The sequence below is a fragment of the Streptomyces rhizosphaerihabitans genome (assembly GCF_025399795.1).
Taxonomy (GTDB): Bacteria; Actinomycetota; Actinomycetes; order Streptomycetales; family Streptomycetaceae; genus Streptomyces; species Streptomyces rhizosphaerihabitans.
This window is the reverse complement of sequence record NZ_JAODTZ010000003.1, coordinates 121805-140189: the sequence shown is the minus strand read 5'-3', so window position 1 is coordinate 140189 and position 18385 is coordinate 121805. Positions and strand designations below refer to the sequence as shown.

Genomic DNA, 18385 nt, shown 5'->3' with positions numbered 1-18385 from the left:
GCGAGCCGGGCGCCCGGCGCCCCTTTTGGAGGGCCGGGCGGGGTGCCGCCGGCCGGGTGGTCGGACCGCCGCGGACGCCGTCGGTCACCCGGTCCCCGCGCGTCCGGACAAGGCAGAGCGCCGAATTCACGCGTCACCCTGCTCCGGGGAATCCCTGTTCACGGAATCCGCGTCCACGGCTTCTCGCTGTACGGAGGTGGCCGCCGAGGCCGGCGGCCGTGTCCCGGAGGGCGGCGCACCCTCGCGGAGCCGTACCGAGCAGGCCACCGACAGCCCCGGCACCGGCCAGCGGCGCAGCCCCTCGTGCACGGCGCGCTGCGCCGCGCCCGCGCGGCGCAGCGGGTGACGGCGGGTGATGCGCCCCGCCTCCTTGAGGAGATGGTCGAGGAGCAGCCTCGACACGTCGTGGGTCTCGCCGCGCACGAAGGCCACCGGGTCGTCCACGTGCCAGGAAAGTTCCACCGAGGCGGCGAAGGAACTGCGCCCGGAGCTCGGCAGGTGCAGTTCGTGCGCGGCGCCCTGGGCGGTGAGATCGACCTCGTAGTACGTGATGAGGGAGCGCGGCGGGCGCTTGCCCCGCGGCCGGTCGAGATTGAGCAGCGTCAGCGAGGTGTCGGGGTCCGTGTGCACGATGGCGGTGCGGCCCTGCTCCGCGCTCCGGAGCCGGGTGAGGTCACGGGTGGTGAACGGGCCCCGGACCAGGTCGCGTTGGACCGGTTCGAGTTCCGGGAGGCGTTCGGGGAGGTCCAGGGTGCGGTACCAGGCGACGGCCGGACCGTCCGCCGACGGCTGCCGGTGCAGCGGGCGGAAGCGGCCGGGCGCCGACGTGGTGCCGCCGCTGCTCATCAGTTCCTCGTACAGAACGGGGGAGAGCACGACCACGATGTCCGCCTCGGGACGGTCCAGCTCGGGCCGGAGATCGGGCGGCACGGTCGGGCTGCCCGCGTGGGCGAACAGCGCGGTGTGCCAGAAGGTCACCCGGAGCCTCGGAGGCTCGTCCAGCTCCAGTAGCGCGCCGGGGAGTTCACGCAGTACGGCGTTCAGCGCGGTCAGCACGGAGGCCGTCGGCTCGGTGATCACGACATAACCGTTGTCGCGGCCGAGGAGTTCGTACTCGTTCGGCGCCATGTCGCTCAGGGAGAGCAGCCAGGCCAGCGTCCGGCCGAGGACGCTGTGAGTGTGCGGATCCTCGACGGAGTCCGCGGTGTACTCGACGGCGATGACCGGGCTGCCGTGTTCCGGCGCGGCCCGCAGTTCGCGGTACAGCCCCAGCAGGGTGGGGTTCGGCTCGCCGGACGCCTGGAGGTTCTCGTACGTCTCGTACGACTCGATGGCCTCGGCGACCCGGCCCTGGCCCTTGAGCGCGAGGATGTGCAGTCGCCGGAAGTCCTCGCGCTGGGGGTGGGACCGCAGGAGTTCGCCGAGGTCGCTCGCCGCGCGCCGGAAGTTGCCCGTCTCCAGGTCGAGTTCGGCTCGGGTGGCGCAGAGGGTGAGGCGCAGCGCACGGAGCCGTCCGCGGGTCGCCTCGGCGGCGGGGCCGGGAACGCCGTCCACCGGATCGCCGGCCCACAGGTCGAGAGCCTGCCGGACGCATTCTGCGGCAGCCTGCGGGTCGCCCGCGTCCCGGTGGGTCTTCGAGCGGGCGACGAGAGCCTCGCACCGGGCGAGGTCGACGCAGGCGGGGTCGGCGTACAGGGCGTAACCGTCCGAGGTGGTCGCCAGGACGCCGGGGCCGAGGGCCTCGCGGACCGCCGCGACGTCCGTGGCCAGCAGGCGCACGGCCCGCTGCGGAGACCGCCCGCCCCACAGCCCATCGGCCAGGTCGCCGTGCGTCACCGGCCGGCCACGGCTCAGGAGCAGTATGCACAGCAGGGCCTGCTGCCGGGGCGAGAGCGTGCGGACAGTGCGGTCGCCCCGGGTGATCCGTACGGGTCCCAGTACCCGGTACCGGTGGCGTGCGGCCTCGGCGGCTTCCAGGGCCTGGGCGAAGGACGGAGTGAAGAAGAGATCCATGCCGCGTCGCTGGGCCTGCGGGTCCGAGGAGGTCAGCGGATTGAGGATGTCGGACAGAAGGGTCCTGAACTCGCCCGGTACCGCGTTGAGTTCAGCGCCCCCGGTACCGTTGGTCAGTGCCCGCAGCAGATGGCCGAAGTCGTGCAGATCCCTCGACGGGTCGCGGTCCCGGCCGGCTCCCAGCGCGAAGTGGGTGATCTTCAGACCGCCGTCCGGCCGGACGATGAGGCCGTTCGGTGTGAGCCTGCCGTGTGTGACGCCCCGCTCGTGTACGGCCCCGAGGCCGCGCGCGAGCTGCTGGGCCAAGGGAGCGAGCAGGGAGAAGGGCAGGGCGAAGCCGCTCTCCGCGGTGAGTTCCGACACCGTGAGTCCCTCGGTGAACTCCGTTATGAGGTAAGGAACGTTCCCCTCGATGCCGAAGTCGTGCACCGAGAGGACGTTGGGGTGCTCGATTCCGGCGAGAGCGCCGGCGTCCTTGAGGAACGGCTCGTGCGCGGTCGGCGGGTAGGTGTGCACCACCACGCTCCGGCCGCTCCGCGTGTCCTCGGCCAGCATCAACTGCCTGCCCCGGCCCAGCCGTCGCACCAGCCGGTATCTGCCGAGCACCAGCCCCCCGGTCCGGGGCGGCGTTCCACCCCCCAGCCGTCGGACGCTCTCCTCGCGCACCGAGGCGAACGCCTCGCCCCCGGCCCTCGCGTCTCCGTGTCCGGGGGCGACCACGGGGAACTCCCCGGCGGCCACCCCGGCCCGTGCGTCGATCAACGCGCCGACCCGGCCCAGAAGTTCACCGGTGCGGCTGCGCGCGGTGCGCGGCAGCGTGTGCAGCAGGAGTTCGCGCACGCCCGGCCGGAAGGTGTACGAGCCGGGAGGGCCCGAGGAGTCTGCGCCGAGGAGGCCGCTGAGGATCACCTCGGCGAGATGCTGGGGCCGAGGACTCTGCTCGATCGCCGCCTGCACCAGTCGCATCACGGGCAACTCCGGCCGTCCCACGGCGAGATGACCGGCGAGCCGGAACGCCTCGGGAGAGGCGATGGAGCGGAACCGCAGGACGAGCTCCTGCGCGGAGAGCTGCTCGACGTCGCCGCGGCCGTACTCGTCGAGCGGGGCGGGCGGCGGGGCCGTGTCCAGCGTCGCCACCGAGCCCGGGAGGCGGCCGCCGCCGGCCACCAGCGACGACCAGTTCGCCAGCCAGCGGGCGGACGGCTCCAGGACGGGCAGCGCGAGTACGGGACCGGGGCCGGGAAGGTCGTCCGAGGCGTAGGAGTCCACGGTGTAGGCGGAGTTGGGGGCCGCGGGCCACGGAGCGGTGAGGCGCGCGGTCGTCGCGGGCAGGGCCGTGGTGCGCCACAGCCGCTCGGGCAGCGGCTGGAGCACGGCGACGGGCATCCGGGCCGCCCAGCGGCGCAGCGTGCGGTACCAGCGGATTCCCGCCGGGCCGCCTCGCCACTGCGCGCCCATGCAGTCGCTGACCAGCAGGGTGACCGTACGGCCGTCCGCGTACGACTCCTGCGAGCCGGGCCGTCGTACGGTCCCCGCGGCGGTCAGCTGGTGCAGCTCCACCGTGCGGAAGACGCCCGACTGGGCGAGCGCGGTGTGCAGTTCGCGGACGAGTGGGCGCCAGACGGGCATGGTGGGCCCGGTGTCGTGCACGAGATGCAGGGTCAGCCAGCGCTCGGTGGCCGGGCGCAGCACCGGCAGCCACCCCTGGGGTGCGACGTCGAGCCGCGCGATCCGGTGGGCGGTCGCCTCCTCGTCCAGGGTGTGGCCGACGGGCGCGGGCACTCGGCGCTTGAGCGGACGCAGGGTGCGCTGGAGCGCGAGCGGGTGGGGCAGCATCGGGGGAGCGGGGGCGAGGAGTGTGGTGTGCGGGGTGTCCGCCGGGCCGTCGTCCGCCGCGTCCTGACCGGTGCCGCTCGTGTCCCGGTCGGGGGAGCCGGCGTCGGAGCCGGGCAGGCGCAGCGGGACGCGGCCGTCGCCCGGACGGTCCGGACCGGCGGGCGGGTCCCCGGGGGGCGGGTCCGGCGGCACGTCCGTCCGCGCGGGTGCCGCCGGGGTCGTACGAGGGCAGGCGGCGCCCTCGCCGGACCGGGACGGGTCCGGTGCCACGACGGCCGGCCCTTCGATGTGCCCCGCGAGCCACAGCAGTTCGGCCAGCTCCACGGAGGTCGGCGTCTCCCCGCCGACGACCCGCCCCAGCAGATCGGCGAGCAGAGCGGGCCCCGGGTCCGTCGGGATGTCCGTGCCTGGGTCAGGCGGAGTGCCCGGGCCTGGACCCTCGGGGGTGTCCGGGCCCGGATGCGCGGGAGTGTCCGGGCTCGGATTCTCGGGCGCGTCCGGGCCTGGATGGGCGGGCGTGTTCGGGACCGGATTCTCGGGCGTGTTCGGGAGCCGGTTCGCGGAGAGGTCCGGGACCCGGTGCGCGGGGGTGTCCGGGTCCTCAGAACTCATCGTCGTCCCGGGTACTGCTGAGGTAGGGCATCAGCTGCTCCGCGAGATCGTCGCGCGACATCGCGTCGATGCCCGCCGTGCCCGTCAGGTAGATCGCGTTCAGGAGCTGGTCCGTGGCGAGTTCGCCGCCGGTACCGCGGGAGAGGAAGCGGGTGATCAGCTCGCGGGCGTAGGCGTCGGGCTCGCCGAGATGGGCGCGGACGATGCTTTCGAGGTGGGCGTCGCGCGGCTGGTGGAGTTCGAGCCGGACGCACCGGCGCAGGAAGGCGGGCGGGAACTCGCGCTCGCCGTTGCTGGTCAGGACGACGAAGGGGAAGGCGCGGCAGCGCACCCGGCCGCCGGAGACGGTGACCCGCCCGTCCGTGCCGGCCACCATCACCTCGGCGGCCGGGGTGTGGCGGGCCGCCCGGACCAGCTCCGGGATCTCGTACTCGCCCTCCTCCAGGATGTTCAGCAGGTCGTTCGGCAGGTCGAGGTCGCTCTTGTCGATCTCGTCGATGAGCAGGGCGCGAGGGCGTCGGTAGGGGAGCAGGGACGTGCCGAGCGGGCCGAGCCGCAGATGGTCCTGGAGCTCGCCGCCCGCGGGGATCTCGTGCGAGGCGGCACGGCCGGCGGCGTACAGCCGGGAGAGCGGGTCGTACTGGTAGAGGCCGTCGTGCAGCGTGGTGCGGCTGGTGATGTTCCAGCGCAGCACCGGCCCGAGCCGCAACTCCCGTGCCACCGCGTACGCGAGGGAGGACTTGCCGCTCCCGGGCGGGCCGGTCACCAGCAGGGGGCGGCGCAGGTACAGCGCCGCGTTCACGAGCTGGACGGCCCGGTCGGTCGCCCGGTAGGTGCGGGCCCGGTGCCTGCGGTCCGGGGAGGCGGTCGAGGTGTCGCCGTCCTCGGCGGGGGTGTCCAGCTCGGGACCGCCGTCGAAGTCGCGCCACGGCGGCGGCGCGGGCAGCTTCGCGATGCCGTCGTGGGGTTCGCTCCCACCCGTGTAGACGGGCCACAGGGACATGCGTTCTCCTACTCGTCACTTGCTCGCTCGCTCGTGTGCCTGTCTCTGTGCGTTCCCGGCTGGTCAGCCGACCGGTGAGTGCAGATAGCCGACCGGGTCGGGCAGACATCTGGGGTCCTCCCAGAGCAGCGCCAGATCGTTCGCCCAGTGCGGTTCGGGGCCGTCGTCCGCGTACGCCGTCTCGCGCAACTCATGGATGTGCGAGGGGAGTTCCGAGGGCGAGAGATCCGCGAGATGTGCGGCGAGACGGTCCAGGAACTCCGCCCCCGTGCAGTCCTCGTGCGCCCCGCCCCGGGTCTCGCCGCGGCAGCCGCTGCGCGGCCAGAGCATCACCGGAACCGCCGCGTTCAGGCTCGCCCGGAACAGCCGGCGGGTGCCCTCGGCGCGCGGCGGGGAGGCGAAACCCACCATGTCGGCGCCGCGCCGCAGTCCGATGGTCAGCCGCACCGGATCCTGCCCGAGCGCCCCGCAGTCGATGCGGTGCAGCCGTGGCGCGGACTGCCCGTCGAGCCGCTGCCACTTCTGCAGCAGCTTGTGCTGGAGGCCGCCGCTGCGCCGCCGCTCCAGGTCCATCACCACGAGCGGTGCGAAGGAGCCGAGCGGGCTGTCGTCGTCGGCGCTGCGCTGCCAGTGCGCCACATCGGTGTTGAGCCAGCGGCGCGGCAGCACGAAGGCAATCAACTCGCGGGCTCCCGGCTCCAGTTCGTGGTAGGCCTCGTCGATGCGCTCCAGCGCGTAGCCGCGCACCCGGTCGGCGGGCAGGGCACGCGAGCCGACGACACGACGGTGCCGGCCGTTGTACGCCGAGACCTCGACGAGGAACTGGTGCTCGCCCGAACCGCTGGGCGCGATCTCCACCAGGATCGGCGACCAGGGCTGTGTCCCGGCGGCCCGGTCCGGGGGGTTCACGGACGGCCGGGGGCGCCGGTCGTACGCCCGGGACGGCCAGGCCCGTAACGCGCCCCGCGTCGGCGCGTCCTCGGTGAAGTCGGCAAGCCGCGCGGCGAACCGGGCGACGGCGCCGGTGTCGGGCACCTCGGAGAGCAGATACCAGGCCGCGTCCCACAGCGACCGGAACCGCCGGCCCGGCAGCGGCGGTCCGAACGGGCCCACGGCATCGCTGTACAGCCGCTCCGGGCTGCACTCGGGGCGCCCGCCGAACTCCGGGCCCCGCGCCAGCACCAGCTCCCGCAGCCGCTCCTTGTCCACCCGCCCGTACTCCGGTGTCGGTATCAGCTCGCCGAGCCGCGGCCAGTAGCGGGCCATGACGTGCGCGGGCAGCATCCGTCCGTTGCGGATCCCCGCGTCCCGTGCGGCGGCGGACACCATGCCCACCACCCGCCCGGTGTCCGCGAGGGTCACCGCGGCGCCGCTGAAACCGGGCGCGAGCGGTTGTCCGTGCGCCGCCCAGGCCTCCAGCTGGACCCACTCGTCCGCGATCAACTGGTCTGCGGTGGCCCGGTATTCGGCGAGGGTCCCCTCCTCGTAGCGTTTGGGGAAGCCGTACGCCACCAGCCTGCGCGGCGGATCGCCGTAGGCGTCCGACGGTGCCGCGAACTCCGCGGGCTCCAGCGGTACGGAACGGTCGAGTTCGAGGACGGCGACATCGCCGGGGTCGGTGTCGTGCCCGTCCCAGCCGCCGTGCGCCACCACCTTCGCGGGCAGCGCGGCCTCCTCCCGGGCGAAGGAGACGCCCACCTGCGCGGTGCCGCTGCGCGCCACCACATGGGCGCAGGTCAGCACGTGTCGCTCGGTGACGAGGAAGCCCGCGCCGGTCTCTCGTCCACAGGTGATCCTGGCCTGCCAGGAGGCGCTGTTCATGACCGTCCGGCGGTCCCCGGCGCACCGGACGCCGGCCCGGAGGCAGCGGGAGTCCCGGGTCCCGTCCGGGTTTCCGGAGGCACGCCCATGCCGGGCGTGCCTCCGGTTCCGGGCGTGGCCCCGGTCCCGGAATCCGGCCCAGGGGGTATTCCGGGCCCGTTCCCTGGCGTGGGCCCGTTCCCGGGTCTGGGCCCGGTCCCGGCTGCCGGCCCGATCCCGGGCGTGCCTCCCGTTCCGGGCGTGGCCTCCGGCCCGGGTGTGGTGCCGGAGGCCGGGTCAGGGGCGGGCCGGGAGCTGTCCCGTCCGGACTCTCCAGGTGCCCACGAGAGCTTGACCACCAGATGGCCCTCGACCGCGCTCTTCGCGATCAACGCGCCCGCCTCCGCGGTGAGTTTGACCCCGAACTCGATCTCGACGGAGTCGGGCGCGAGGCTCCCGTCGCGGAACACCCGCAGCGCTGAATGGGCGGCGGCCCGTACGCCCTCCAGAGCTCCCTCGAAGGTGCGTGTGGCCTGCACCGTACCGTCGTCGCGGGCCACGAGCCGGGAACCGGACCCGTCGTCCACCGCCTCCACGACGACCAGCGCCCCGTCCTCGGTCTTGAACTCCACCAAACCGTCCATGGCGCGCCCCCGTTGTCCGTGACTTCCGAGCACCGACATTGTTCCGGAAGGCAGTTGGGACTGTCCCGGTTTCTGCGGCTCGTACCCGCATGTCCTGGCGGGAAGCCGCCAGGGCGCCTTCCCGCCAGGTTCCGTCAACGCCCCCGCAACACAAGCCCCCCGACACTCTTCGCAAGCACCGGGCGCCACCCCTGCCCGGCGCGGGCCGGCCGACGAAGAGAGGTCACGAATGACCAGAGGACCACTGAGACGACCGGCGGCGCTGCTGTCGGCCGGGCTCGTGCTCGCCCTGCTGCCCATGGGGCGGGCGGGCGCGCTCGCTCCCCAAGGCACCGCGGGCACCGCGGGCACCGGTACCCCGGCGTCGACGCGAGCCGCCCTTGCCGCCCACACCGTCACCCTCGTGACCGGCGACAAGGTGACCGTCACCGACGTCGGCGGCGGAAAGAAGACCGTCTCCGTCGTGCGCCCCCGCGGGGCCACCGGAGCCGTGCGCACCCAGGTCGCCGACGGCGCCGTCACCGTCGTACCGGACGAGGCACTGCCGTATCTGCGGGCCGGCACCCTCGACCGGCGGCTGTTCGACGTGAGCGAGCTGATACGGCAGGGGCTCACCGACCGGCAGACGGGCGAACTGCCGCTGATCGTCACGTACGACCCGAAGGCACGCGCGACGACCCCGGGCGGCGCCGAGCGGACGCGTTCACTGCCGAGCATCCGCGGCGCGGCCGTCGCCGCGGACAAGGGCCGGACCTTCTGGAAGGCGATGACCCGTCAGCCGGGGATCGGCAAGGTCTGGCTCGACGGACGCGTCAAGGCCGACATGGCCGAGAGCAACGCGCAGATCGGCACACCGAAGGCCTGGGAGGCCGGGCTCACCGGCAAGGGTGTGACCGTCGCCGTCCTCGACACCGGCGTCGACACGAGTCACCCCGACCTGGCCGGCCGGGTCGCGCAGACCAAGAGCTTCATCGACGGGCAGGAGGTAGCCGACCGCAACGGGCACGGCACGCACGTCACCTCCACCGTGGGCGGCAGCGGCGCCGCCTCCGACGGCAAGGAGAAGGGCGTCGCGCCCGAGGCCACGCTCGCCGTCGGCAAGGTGCTCAGCGACGAGGGCTCCGGCAGCGAGTCGCAGATCATCGCCGGCATGGAGTGGGCCGCGCGCGACGTGCACGCCAAGGTGATCTCGATGAGCCTCGGCTCGACCGAGCCCAGCGACGGCACCGATCCCATGGCCGCGGCCGTCGACACCCTCTCCAAGGAGACCGGCGCCCTCTTCGTCATCGCTGCCGGCAACACCGGCGCCCCCTCCTCCATCGGCTCGCCCGGCGCCGCCGACTCCGCCCTGACCGTCGGCGCGGTGGACTCGGCCGACGAGGCCGCGTACTTCACCAGCGCCGGACCCCGCTACGGCGACAACGCGCTCAAGCCCGACCTCTCCGCGCCCGGCGTCGGCATCCTCGCCGCCCGTTCCCAACTCGTGAGCGGCAGCGGCTACTACACCTCCATGAGCGGTACGTCGATGGCGACACCGCACGTCGCGGGCGTGGCCGCGCTGCTCGCGCAGGAACACCCCGACTGGACCGGCGACCGGCTCAAGGACGCGCTGATGTCGACGTCGAAGCGACTCGACTCCTCCGTCTACGAGTTGGGCGCGGGCCGGGTGAGCGTCCCGGACGCGATCGACGCGAGGATCACCGCCACCGGCAGCGCCGACCTCGGCTTCCACCGCTGGCCCTACGAGGACGACAAGCCCGTCACCCGGACGCTCACCTACACCAACTCCTCCGACGCGGCGGTGCAGTTGACGCTCGCCGCGGAGGGGGCCGGCGAGGGTGTCGCCACCCTCGCCGACACCACGCTCACGGTGCCCGCGCACGGCACCGTGTCCACCACGGTCACCGGCGACGGCTCGAAGGCGCCGGTGGGTGACACCTCGGGGCAGATCGTGGCGTCGGTGGACGGCACGCCCGTCGCACACACCGCCTTCGGGCTGGTCAAGGAGGAGGAGCGGTACACGCTCACGGTCCACGTGAAGGACCGGGACGGCGCCCCGACCGCGGCCTACCTCGCCGTGCAGCAGCTGGCGCAGGACTCCGACGCGTACCCGGCGACCGTCGGTGACTCCGGCACCCTGGAGCTGCGGCTCAAGCCCGGCACCTACAGCCTCACGTCCTTCCTCGACGTGCGCGGCAGCCATGGCGCCGACTCCCTCGGCATCGGCTTCCTCGCCGCACCCCAGATCACTCTCGACCAGGACCGCGAAGTCACCCTGGACGGGCGGACGTTGCGGGAGATCAGCGCCAAGGTCGACCGGCGCACCGAGACCCGGCAACTGATCATGGAGTACGACCGCGCGGGCGGCGGCTCCGACCTGTTCGGCGCGGTGCAGGTGCCCGTCAAGTACGACAGCATCTTCGCGGCGCCGACCCCGAAGGTCACCGAGGGCACCTTCGACTACCGGACCGTGTGGCGGCTCGGGAAGCCGCTCCTCGACGTCGTGGGCGTCAAGGCGGCGCTCGCCCAGCCGGGCGGCACGCTGATCGAGGGCCGCAGCAGGCTGCCGCTGGTCGACGTCGGGGACGGGCCGTTCACCCAGGTGAGCGGCAAGGCCGTCCTCGCCCGGCTCGCCGACGGCGTCGACCCGGCCGCGCTCGCCCAGGCGGCCCAGGACGCGGGCGCCAAGGCGCTGTTCGTCACCGACGACACACCGGGACGCCTCAACGCCTGGTTCGGCACGGACGACAACGCGGACCGGCCGCTGCAGATCGCCACCGTCGACGCGGCGGACGCGGCACGGCTGCGCGCGCTACGGACCGTCGACATGACCGGCACACGCAACACGCCCTACGTGTACGACCTTTCGCACGGCTACAAGAACGCCGTACCGGACCGGAGTCTCACCTACGAGCCCGACCGTCGTGAACTGGCCGTGCTGGACACCAGATTCCACGCCGTGAAGCCCGTCCCGGGCAGCGAGTTCCGCTACTCGATCGCCGACCCCTTCCCCATCGGCCTCGGCTTCCAGGAGCGGATCGACTACCCGGCCGAGCGGACCGACTACGTATCCACCGGCACCGGACAGACCTGGATGGAGTCCGTCAACGTCGGGGAGGGCACGCTGGAGGAGCGCAGCGGCCTGGTCGCCTACCGGGGCGGCACCCATGAAACCCTGAACTGGTTCAAGCCCGTCCTCCACCCCTGGCTCGGCACCGGGCTCGGCTGGGGCCAGCAACGCGCGGGCAACCAGATCGAGTTCAACACACCCGGCTGGGGCGACTCAGGACCCGACCACACCGGCTTCGGTGACGTGTGGAGCGACGACACCGGGATGACGCAGTTCACCTCTGTCTATCAGGACGGTGTCCTGGTCGACCAGGGGAAGAGCTCCGCCGGATACGTCTGGGACGCGCCCGCCGACGAGCACACCTACAAGGTCGTCACGGACACGACCCTCGCCCCGGAACGCTGGAAGCTCTCCACGAAGGGCCACACCGAGTGGACCGTCCGGTCGGCGGCCACCCCCGAGGACCACTTCACGTTCCTCCCGCTCATCAACCTCGGCTACGACGTCGACACCGACCTCGCGGGTGATGTGCGCGGCGGCAAGGTCCCGGTGAGCATCTACGCCGAGTACGTGAAGGGCGCGCCGGACACCGGCACCCTCGGCGGCGGAAAGCTGGAGGTGTCCTACGACGACGGGACGACCTGGAAGGCCGTCCCGCTCACCGGCGGCGGCAAGGCGCGCTGGCGGGGCACGCTGAGCGTGCCGCGCGACGCTGGGTTCGTGTCGCTGCGGGCCTCCGCCCGCGACGACCGGGGCGGCACGGTCAGCCAGGAGACCATCCGGGCGGTGGGCGTCCGGTAACCGGCCGCCGGGCGGCGGGTTCCCCGGGGGAGAGCCCGCCGCCCGGCCCACGTCCCTGCGAACGCCCGATCAGGGCGGCCGCCGTGGTGGTGGCCCGTCGAGCAGACGGCCGTCGGTTCCTCTTGGGAGGGAAGAACCGGCGGTCGTCGTCCCTTCACGTTCCGGGGCGGCGCTGCGTGATGCCGCGGATCACTCCCAGATCCAGCAGGTCCTGCGGCCGGAGCCGGAGTTGGGCCGCGGTCGCCCGGACCTCGGCGGCGGGCCGCTTGAGGATCGCGGCCGCCGACTCCGGCGCGATGACGGAGAAGTAACTGTCCGGCGTGGCCCAGGTGTTGCCGGGCGCCGCCAGTGCCAGCGCGCCGCCCGAGCCGCCCTCGCCGATCACCAGCGTGGTGACCGGCGTCCGGGCGGTGGCGACCGCCGCGAACAGGTCCGCGATCGCCGCACCGGCCCCCTGCCGCTCGGCGTCCGCGCCGTTCGCGGCGCCAGGGGTGTCCACCAGCGTCAGGACCGGGATGCCGAGCCGGCCCGCCAGCCGGACCAGCCGGGCGGCGGTGCGGTATCCGGCCGGACGGGTCGGGGTCCCGCGCTGGGCGGCGTACGCGATGGTCCGCCCGTCGCGCGCGCGGCCGAAGCCGCACAGCACGCCGTCGTCGGTGCCGCCGCAGCGATCACCGCCGATCGCCGCCCGGCGGGTGAAGTACGCATCCAAGTAGGCGTCCGCGCGCGGCCGTTCGGGTGAGCGGGCGCGCTGCACCGCATCCCAGCCGGTCGCGGGCAGGTCGGTCGCGCCGCCCAGCGCGGACGGGACGGACGCCGGGCCCAGCGCGGGCGGGACGGGGGCGGCCCCGGCGGCGGGCCGGGTGAGCAGGTCCAGCCACAGGGCGAGTGTCTCCCGCAGCCCGTCCTGCGGTACGAGGGCGTCGACGGACCCCGCCGCCACCTGCGCCTCGGCCGTGTACGCGGCCGGGTCCGCGTCGGGCGGGCGGACCCGGGAGCCCGCGAAGGCGACCTGGGCGCCCGGCAGCGCCAGGGTCACATCGGCCCCCGCGCCGAGCGTGGCCCAGCCGCCGCCCGTCGTCGGGTCCCGCAGGACGGCGATCTGGGCCAGCCCCGCCTCCCGGGTGAGCGCCGACTGCCGTGCCACCCGCTGGAGTTGGGTCAGCGCGAGCATGCCCTCCTGCATCCGGCTGCCGCCCGTGGCGACGAGCGAGACGACGGGCAGCCGGTGGGTGCGGGCGTAGTCGTAGGCCGCCTCCAGGCGGTCACCGGTGCGTTCACCGAGGGAACCGCCGAGGAATCCGAACTCGAAGGCGACGAGGACGGCGGTGACCGGACCGAGCGGAGCCCTGCCGTCGGTCGTCGTGCCGAAGCTCGCCGTCCCGAAGGTCGCGGCGCCGCAGACGACGGACTCCTCCTCGCCGGTGCGGGCGGCGGCGCGCGCCCGCGCCTCGTCGTACCCCTTCCAGGAGAGCGGACCATCGGGCCGGAACTCCTCGCCGGGGGAGGGGAGTTCGGCGAAGCTGTCGGTGACCAGGGCGATGGCCTCGCGGGCCGAGATGCGCTCAGTCACGCGGCAGCGCCCGCTTCAGGATCTTGCCCATGTCGTTGCGGGGCAGTTCGTCGAGGAAGCGCACGGTGCGGGGCCGCTTGTGCGGGGCGAGACGGCGGGCCACGTGGTCGGCCAACTCGTCTGCGGGCGGCGGTGCCTGAGGATCGAGGGGGACGATCCAGGCCGCGACACGCTCGCCGAGGTCGGCGTCGGGCTCCCCGGCGACGGCGGCCTCGCGCACCCCGGGGTGTTCGAGGAGCGCGTTCTCGATCTCGCCCGCGCCGATCTTGTAACCGCCGCTCTTGATCAGGTCGGTGGCCCTGCGGCCGACGATACGGACCGAGCCGTCGGGGTCGAGGACCGCCATGTCACCTGTGCGGAACCAGCCGTCCGCCGTGTACGCGGCGGCGGTGGCGTCGGGCCGGTTCAGATACTCGGTGAAGAGGTTCGGCCCGCGTACCTGGATCTCGCCGACGCTCTCGCCGTCGTGCGCGCCGGTCGGGGTGCCGTCCGCCTCGTACCCGGCGATCGTCGTCCCGTCCTCCTCGACGAGCCGCAGGCCGACGCCCGGCAGCGGCACGCCGACGGTGCCGGGCCGGACCTCCCCGTCCGCCCGCACGCTCGTGTTCATCAGGGTCTCCGTCATGCCGTACCGCTCGACGACCCCGCGGCCGGTCGCGGCCGTGATCCGCTGGTGGTCGTGCAGGGGCAGCGCGGCGGAGCCCGACACGAGCAGCCGCGCCCGGCCCAGCGCCTCGGCGAGCCCGGGATCCTCGGCGAGTGCTTCGGCGAGCCGGTGGTACATCGTCGGTACCCCGAACAGCATCGTGGCCCCGGCGTTCAGTTCCCGCGCCACGCCCTCCGCGCTGAACCGCCCCAGATGCCGTACGGACCCGCCGCGCCGGAGCGGGCCCAGGATGCCGATGATCAGCCCGTGCACATGGAACAGGGGCAGGCCGTGCACCAGCACGTCGTCGCCGGTCCACTGCCAGGCGTCGGCGAGCGCGTCCAGGGTCGAGGCGACAGCCCGGCGCGGGATGACCGCGCCCTTGGGCGGACCGGTGGTGCCGGAGGTGTAGACGACCAGGGCGGGGGCGCCGGGGTCGGTGACTCCGCCGGGGGATCCGGGGGGCGTGGTGGATGACTCGGACCCGGCGGACGCGGTGGAAGCGACGGTTTTGGCGGCACCGGAGGTATCTCGCCCGGAGGTGTCCGGTCCGGAACTGTCGGGCCCGGCGGGAACGACCCCCGCTCCGGCTCCGGCTCCGGCTCCGGCGCCGGTACCAGTGCCGGAGCGGGAGACCTCGACCTCGACCTCGACATCGATACGGCCCAACGCCTCGAGCGGAGCCGGAAGCCGGTCCCCCCTGGCCGCGAGCACCAGGGACGGCGCGCTGTCGCCCAGGATGTGGCCGAGTTCCGCCTCCCCGGACTTCGGGTTCAGCGGCACGGCGGGCACCCCGGCGAGCAGTGCGGCGACGACACCGACGGCCGTCTCCAGGGTCGGCGTCGCCCAGACGGCGACCCTGCCGGCACCGTCGAGCCGCGCGGCCAGCGCTCCCGCCGAGGCGGCCAGTTCCGCGTATGTCAGGGACCGTTCGCCGAAGCGGAGCGCGGACCGGTCCGCGACCGAACCGCCCACCAGGGCCGGGAAGAGGGAGAACACGGGGACTCCTTGCCGAGAGGACTTCACCGGGAGGGACAGCCTCTTCCTACACGATGGGACTGCTGAACCGGGTGGCCGGACGCCTGTCCGCGCCGAGGACGTGGAGGGTGAGCGCAGGCGTCGTAAGGATCGTTCCGAAACCGGGAACGATCGTTCGGGAACCGTGGCGTGGACGGACCCGGACACGTAGTGTCGGCCTCGCGTCACAACTTGATGAGTCAACTGCCGGGAGACCTTTGGTGAGTGAGTCCCCGCCGCTCCTTCCCGAGACACTCGAACGCCTCGGCGCGCGGATCGTCGGGCTGGGGCCGGACGGAGTCGTCACCCTCGCCCCGTGCGGCACGCGGCTGACCCCGCGCAGGCGGGAGGCCCTTGTCGGCATGCTCGAAGGCCTGCCGGACGGCCAGGGAGCGGAGCGATGACGGCGAAGCCGGGCGGGGCCGTCGGAGGTTTCCTGACGGCGCTCCGCCCGCGTGGCACCCGCTCCGAGATGCGGGCGCTGGCGGCGGAGCTCGGCCGGGTGCTCCGGAGGAGGATCGATACACCGCTCGACATGCGGGAGTTGGCGCAGGCCCTCTGCGAGGAGATGAGCCGACGGCGGGGCGGCCGTCCCGTCCAGCTCCGTTTCGAGCGCTTCCCCGACGAGATCGAAGTCACGGGCCTGTGGATGGAGTTCAACGACTTCGACCTCGTCATCGTCGAGGAGCGCGCCGAGACGGTCCAGCAACTCGTCATTCTCGGACACGAGTTGTGGCACATGAAGGAAGGGCACCGGGACCACCACGTGGACGGCGCGACGGCCGTCGCGCGGGCGGCCCTCTCGGACCGTTCCGCCCTGCGTGATCCCGGAGCGCGCGGGCCGTTCCGGCAGGAGGTCGCCCGTACTGTCGCCGCCCGCAACGGATCACGCCAGGCGGACGAGGCACAGGCCGAGGCCTTCGGCCTGCACCTGGCGAGTGTCTTCCGCTCCTGGGTGACGGGCCCCGGCGACAGCACCCCCGTCGACCCGGTCGGTCGCGCCATCGAGACCTCCCTCGGCTACCGCAGACCGCAGGACTGACCTGCGCCCGGACACAACCGCGACCCCTCGGAAGCGGCCTGCGGAACGCGGAACCAGGGCTGACCTGAGGCCCCAGGACCGACCGTCGGGCCCCTATCCGACCCGGATTCCGGCCGGCCGGGCCACCTCGACCAGATCCGCGACCACACAACTGACGTTGTCCGGCCCGCCGGCGTCGTTCGCCGCCCCGATCAGGGTCCGGACCGCCGCGTCGGGATCGGGAGCCGAGGTGAGAAGCCGTGCGATCTCCTCGTCCGGGACGACGGTGGAGAGGCCGTCCGAGCAGAGCAGGTAGCGGTCGCCCGGCAGTACGTCCTGCAGCCGCAGATCGGGTACGGGCGCCTCGGTGCCCAACGCCTTGAGCAGCAGGGCGCGCTGGGGATGCGCGGTCGCCTCCTCCGGGGTGAGCCGGCCCTCGTCGACCATCGACTGGACCACCGTGTGGTCGTGGGTGATCCGGAACAGCGTGCCGTCGCGCAGCACATAGGCCCGCGAGTCCCCGATGTGGACGAGCGCGAGCTGGGAGCCGGTCCACACCAGGGCCGTGAGCGTACTGCCGGTGCCCTCCCCGTCCGGACCCTGTGCCGTGGCGTGTCGCGGCACCAGGTCCGCCACGGCCCGGGCGGCGCCCTCCACGGCGTCCTCCAGCAGGTTGAGCACGCCACCGGCCGACAGCGGCTCGTCGTCCAGGAACGTGAGGGCCTGCACCGCCGCCGTGCTGGCGGGTGCCCCGTACGGCCCGCAGCCGTCGGCGACCGCGAGGACACGGGCGCCCGCGTGGACGCTGTCCTGGTTGGCGTCACGGACCAGGCCGGTGTCGGAGAGAGCGGAATAGCGGAGTTCCAGCATGCTGGTGTCCTTCCCTGGGGACGGTGACAGATGGTCCACGAGGAACGCCGCCAGATCGCGGCGGGCGGCCGTCTCGGCCTCGACCCGGGCCCAGTACGCGCGGATCTCCCGCGCGGCCGGCCCCGGTTCCAGGGCGCACACCCGCCGGATCCGGGCGAGCGGCATACCGAGCCGCCGCAGCCACGCCACCAGCCGGGCCTGTTCGAGCTGTGCCACCGCGTAGTAGCGGTACCCCGTCTCGGGGTCCACCCGGGCGGGGCGCAGCAGCTCCAGTTCGTCGTAGAGCCGCAACGCCTTCGGCGACAGCCGGGAGGCTTTCGCGAAGGCCCCGATCGTCAGCATGTCCATGCACCCACCCCGTCGCTCCCGTGTCCGGGCCGTTCCTCGCTTCTCGTTCTGCCACCGATGCTGGGCCCTGCCCCTTGGTGAAGGTCAATACTGGCTTGGCCCGGAGGTGCGGGTGGTTGTTAACCTGCGGCGGGGTTGTCCCCGGGGGTGCGCCGACGGGGTGCGTCCGCGGTCGTACGGCGGTGTCGTACGACCGGTTCCGTACGAGGATGGAGTACGTCGTGGCCCGTATCGCGCTCGTCACGTACGACCCGGGCGAGGAGCCCGGCGCGGACCGGGATCTGTCCGTGCTGAGGGGAGCCCTGGAGGATGCCGGGGCGGTGGCGGACATCGTGCACTGGGACGATCCCGGGGCCGACTGGGCGGGGTTCGACCTGGCGCTGATCCGCTCGACCTGGGACTACAGCTGGCGCGTGGCGGAGTTCGTGGAATGGGCCGAGCGGTGCGCGGGGCTCACGCGGCTCCTGAATCCGGCGCCGGTCGTGCGATGGAACACGGACAAGCGCTACATCGGGGACCTGGCGGACGCGGGGGTGCCCGTCGTGCCGACCCGCTACCTCGCGCCGGGGGACCCGGTCGAGCTGCCCGGCGATCACGATTTCGTCGTCAAGCCCACGGCCGGGGCGGGGGCGCGCTACGCCGCCAGGTACACGCCGAAGGAGCGGGAGACGGCCCTCGGGCAGCTCGCGCGGATGCACGCCGAAGGGCTGACCGCGATGGTCCAGCCGTATGTGACGAACATCGACACCCGGGGCGAGCGGGCGCTCCAGTTCTTCGGCGGCCGACTGCTGCACGCCAGTCGCAAGGGAGCCGTGCTGGAGCCCGGGACGCCGTACGACGGGCACAAGACGCCCCACCCGCGGTTGGAGGTCTGGGAGCCGACCGCGGCCGAACAGGCCGTTGCCGAAAGGGCGTTGGCCGCCGTCCCGGGAGGCGCGGACAGTGTGCTCTACGCCCGTGTCGACCTCGTCGACGGCGACGACGGCGCGCCCCGGGTGATGGAGCTGGAACTCGTCGAGCCGAACCTCTTCCTGTGGCTCCACCCGGAGTCGCTGCCCGTCGTCGTGGACGAGATCCTCAGGGCCGCCGCCCTGTGAGGGGCTCGTCGGCGGTCTCGTCGGCGGCTTTGTC

The 18385-nt window shown here is 73.5% G+C and carries 10 protein-coding genes and 1 pseudogene; 4 read left to right on the top strand and 7 right to left on the bottom strand.

What is annotated here, in order from left to right; translation table 11 throughout:
* Positions 1 to 126: 126 nt before the first annotated feature.
* The 4 genes and pseudogenes from N4G66_RS04170 to N4G66_RS45615 all read right to left on the bottom strand — a co-directional run.
* Positions 127 to 4461 carry an SAV_2336 N-terminal domain-related protein gene (locus N4G66_RS04170; RefSeq protein WP_261702552.1) on the bottom strand — a complete coding sequence of 1445 codons (4335 nt, stop codon included), beginning with the start codon at positions 4459 to 4461 and terminating at the stop codon, positions 127 to 129.
* Positions 4451 to 5464, bottom strand: a complete 1014-nt coding sequence (locus N4G66_RS04165; RefSeq protein WP_261702551.1) for an AAA family ATPase — start codon at positions 5462 to 5464, stop codon at positions 4451 to 4453. Before N4G66_RS04165 ends, N4G66_RS04170 begins: the two co-directional genes overlap by 11 nt.
* A 63-nt stretch (positions 5465 to 5527) precedes the next feature.
* Positions 5528 to 7285: a serine protease gene (locus N4G66_RS04160; protein WP_261702550.1), complete on the bottom strand. Its 1758-nt coding sequence runs from the start codon at positions 7283 to 7285 to the stop codon at positions 5528 to 5530.
* 275 nt (positions 7286 to 7560) lie between these two features.
* Positions 7561 to 7908: pseudogene (locus tag N4G66_RS45615) on the bottom strand (CU044_2847 family protein); the annotation flags it as partial.
* 229 nt (positions 7909 to 8137) lie between these two features.
* Here N4G66_RS45615 and N4G66_RS04150 point away from each other — a divergent pair.
* Positions 8138 to 11779 carry a S8 family serine peptidase gene (locus N4G66_RS04150; protein WP_261702548.1) on the top strand — a complete coding sequence of 1214 codons (3642 nt, stop codon included), beginning with the start codon at positions 8138 to 8140 and terminating at the stop codon, positions 11777 to 11779.
* A gap of 154 nt (positions 11780 to 11933) precedes the next feature.
* On the opposite strand, the gene N4G66_RS04145 is transcribed toward N4G66_RS04150, so the two are convergent.
* On the bottom strand, positions 11934 to 13352 hold the full coding sequence (locus N4G66_RS04145) for a carboxyl transferase domain-containing protein (protein ID WP_261702547.1): 1419 nt from the start codon (positions 13350 to 13352) through the stop codon (positions 11934 to 11936).
* On the bottom strand, positions 13345 to 14997 hold the full coding sequence (locus tag N4G66_RS04140) for an acyl-CoA synthetase (protein ID WP_261702546.1): 1653 nt from the start codon (positions 14995 to 14997) through the stop codon (positions 13345 to 13347). The genes N4G66_RS04145 and N4G66_RS04140 overlap by 8 nt, the downstream gene beginning before the upstream one ends.
* A gap of 239 nt (positions 14998 to 15236) precedes the next feature.
* Here N4G66_RS04140 and N4G66_RS04135 point away from each other — a divergent pair, with 239 nt between their 5' ends.
* Together N4G66_RS04135 and N4G66_RS04130 are read left to right on the top strand one after the other, a co-directional pair.
* Positions 15237 to 15419 carry a hypothetical protein gene (locus tag N4G66_RS04135; protein ID WP_261702545.1) on the top strand — a complete coding sequence of 61 codons (183 nt, stop codon included), beginning with the start codon at positions 15237 to 15239 and terminating at the stop codon, positions 15417 to 15419.
* Positions 15416 to 16057, top strand: a complete 642-nt coding sequence (locus N4G66_RS04130; RefSeq protein ID WP_261702544.1) for a toxin-antitoxin system, toxin component — start codon at positions 15416 to 15418, stop codon at positions 16055 to 16057. The genes N4G66_RS04135 and N4G66_RS04130 overlap by 4 nt, the downstream gene beginning before the upstream one ends.
* A gap of 93 nt (positions 16058 to 16150) precedes the next feature.
* Here N4G66_RS04130 and N4G66_RS04125 read toward each other — a convergent pair whose 3' ends face one another.
* Entirely contained in the window at positions 16151 to 17254 is a 1104-nt protein-coding gene (locus N4G66_RS04125) for a MerR family transcriptional regulator (protein WP_261702543.1), read from the bottom strand.
* A 209-nt stretch (positions 17255 to 17463) separates the two neighbouring features.
* Here N4G66_RS04125 and N4G66_RS04120 point away from each other — a divergent pair, with 209 nt between their 5' ends.
* Positions 17464 to 18351, top strand: a complete 888-nt coding sequence (locus N4G66_RS04120; protein ID WP_261702542.1) for an ATP-grasp domain-containing protein — start codon at positions 17464 to 17466, stop codon at positions 18349 to 18351.
* The last annotated feature ends 34 nt before the right edge of the window (positions 18352 to 18385 follow it).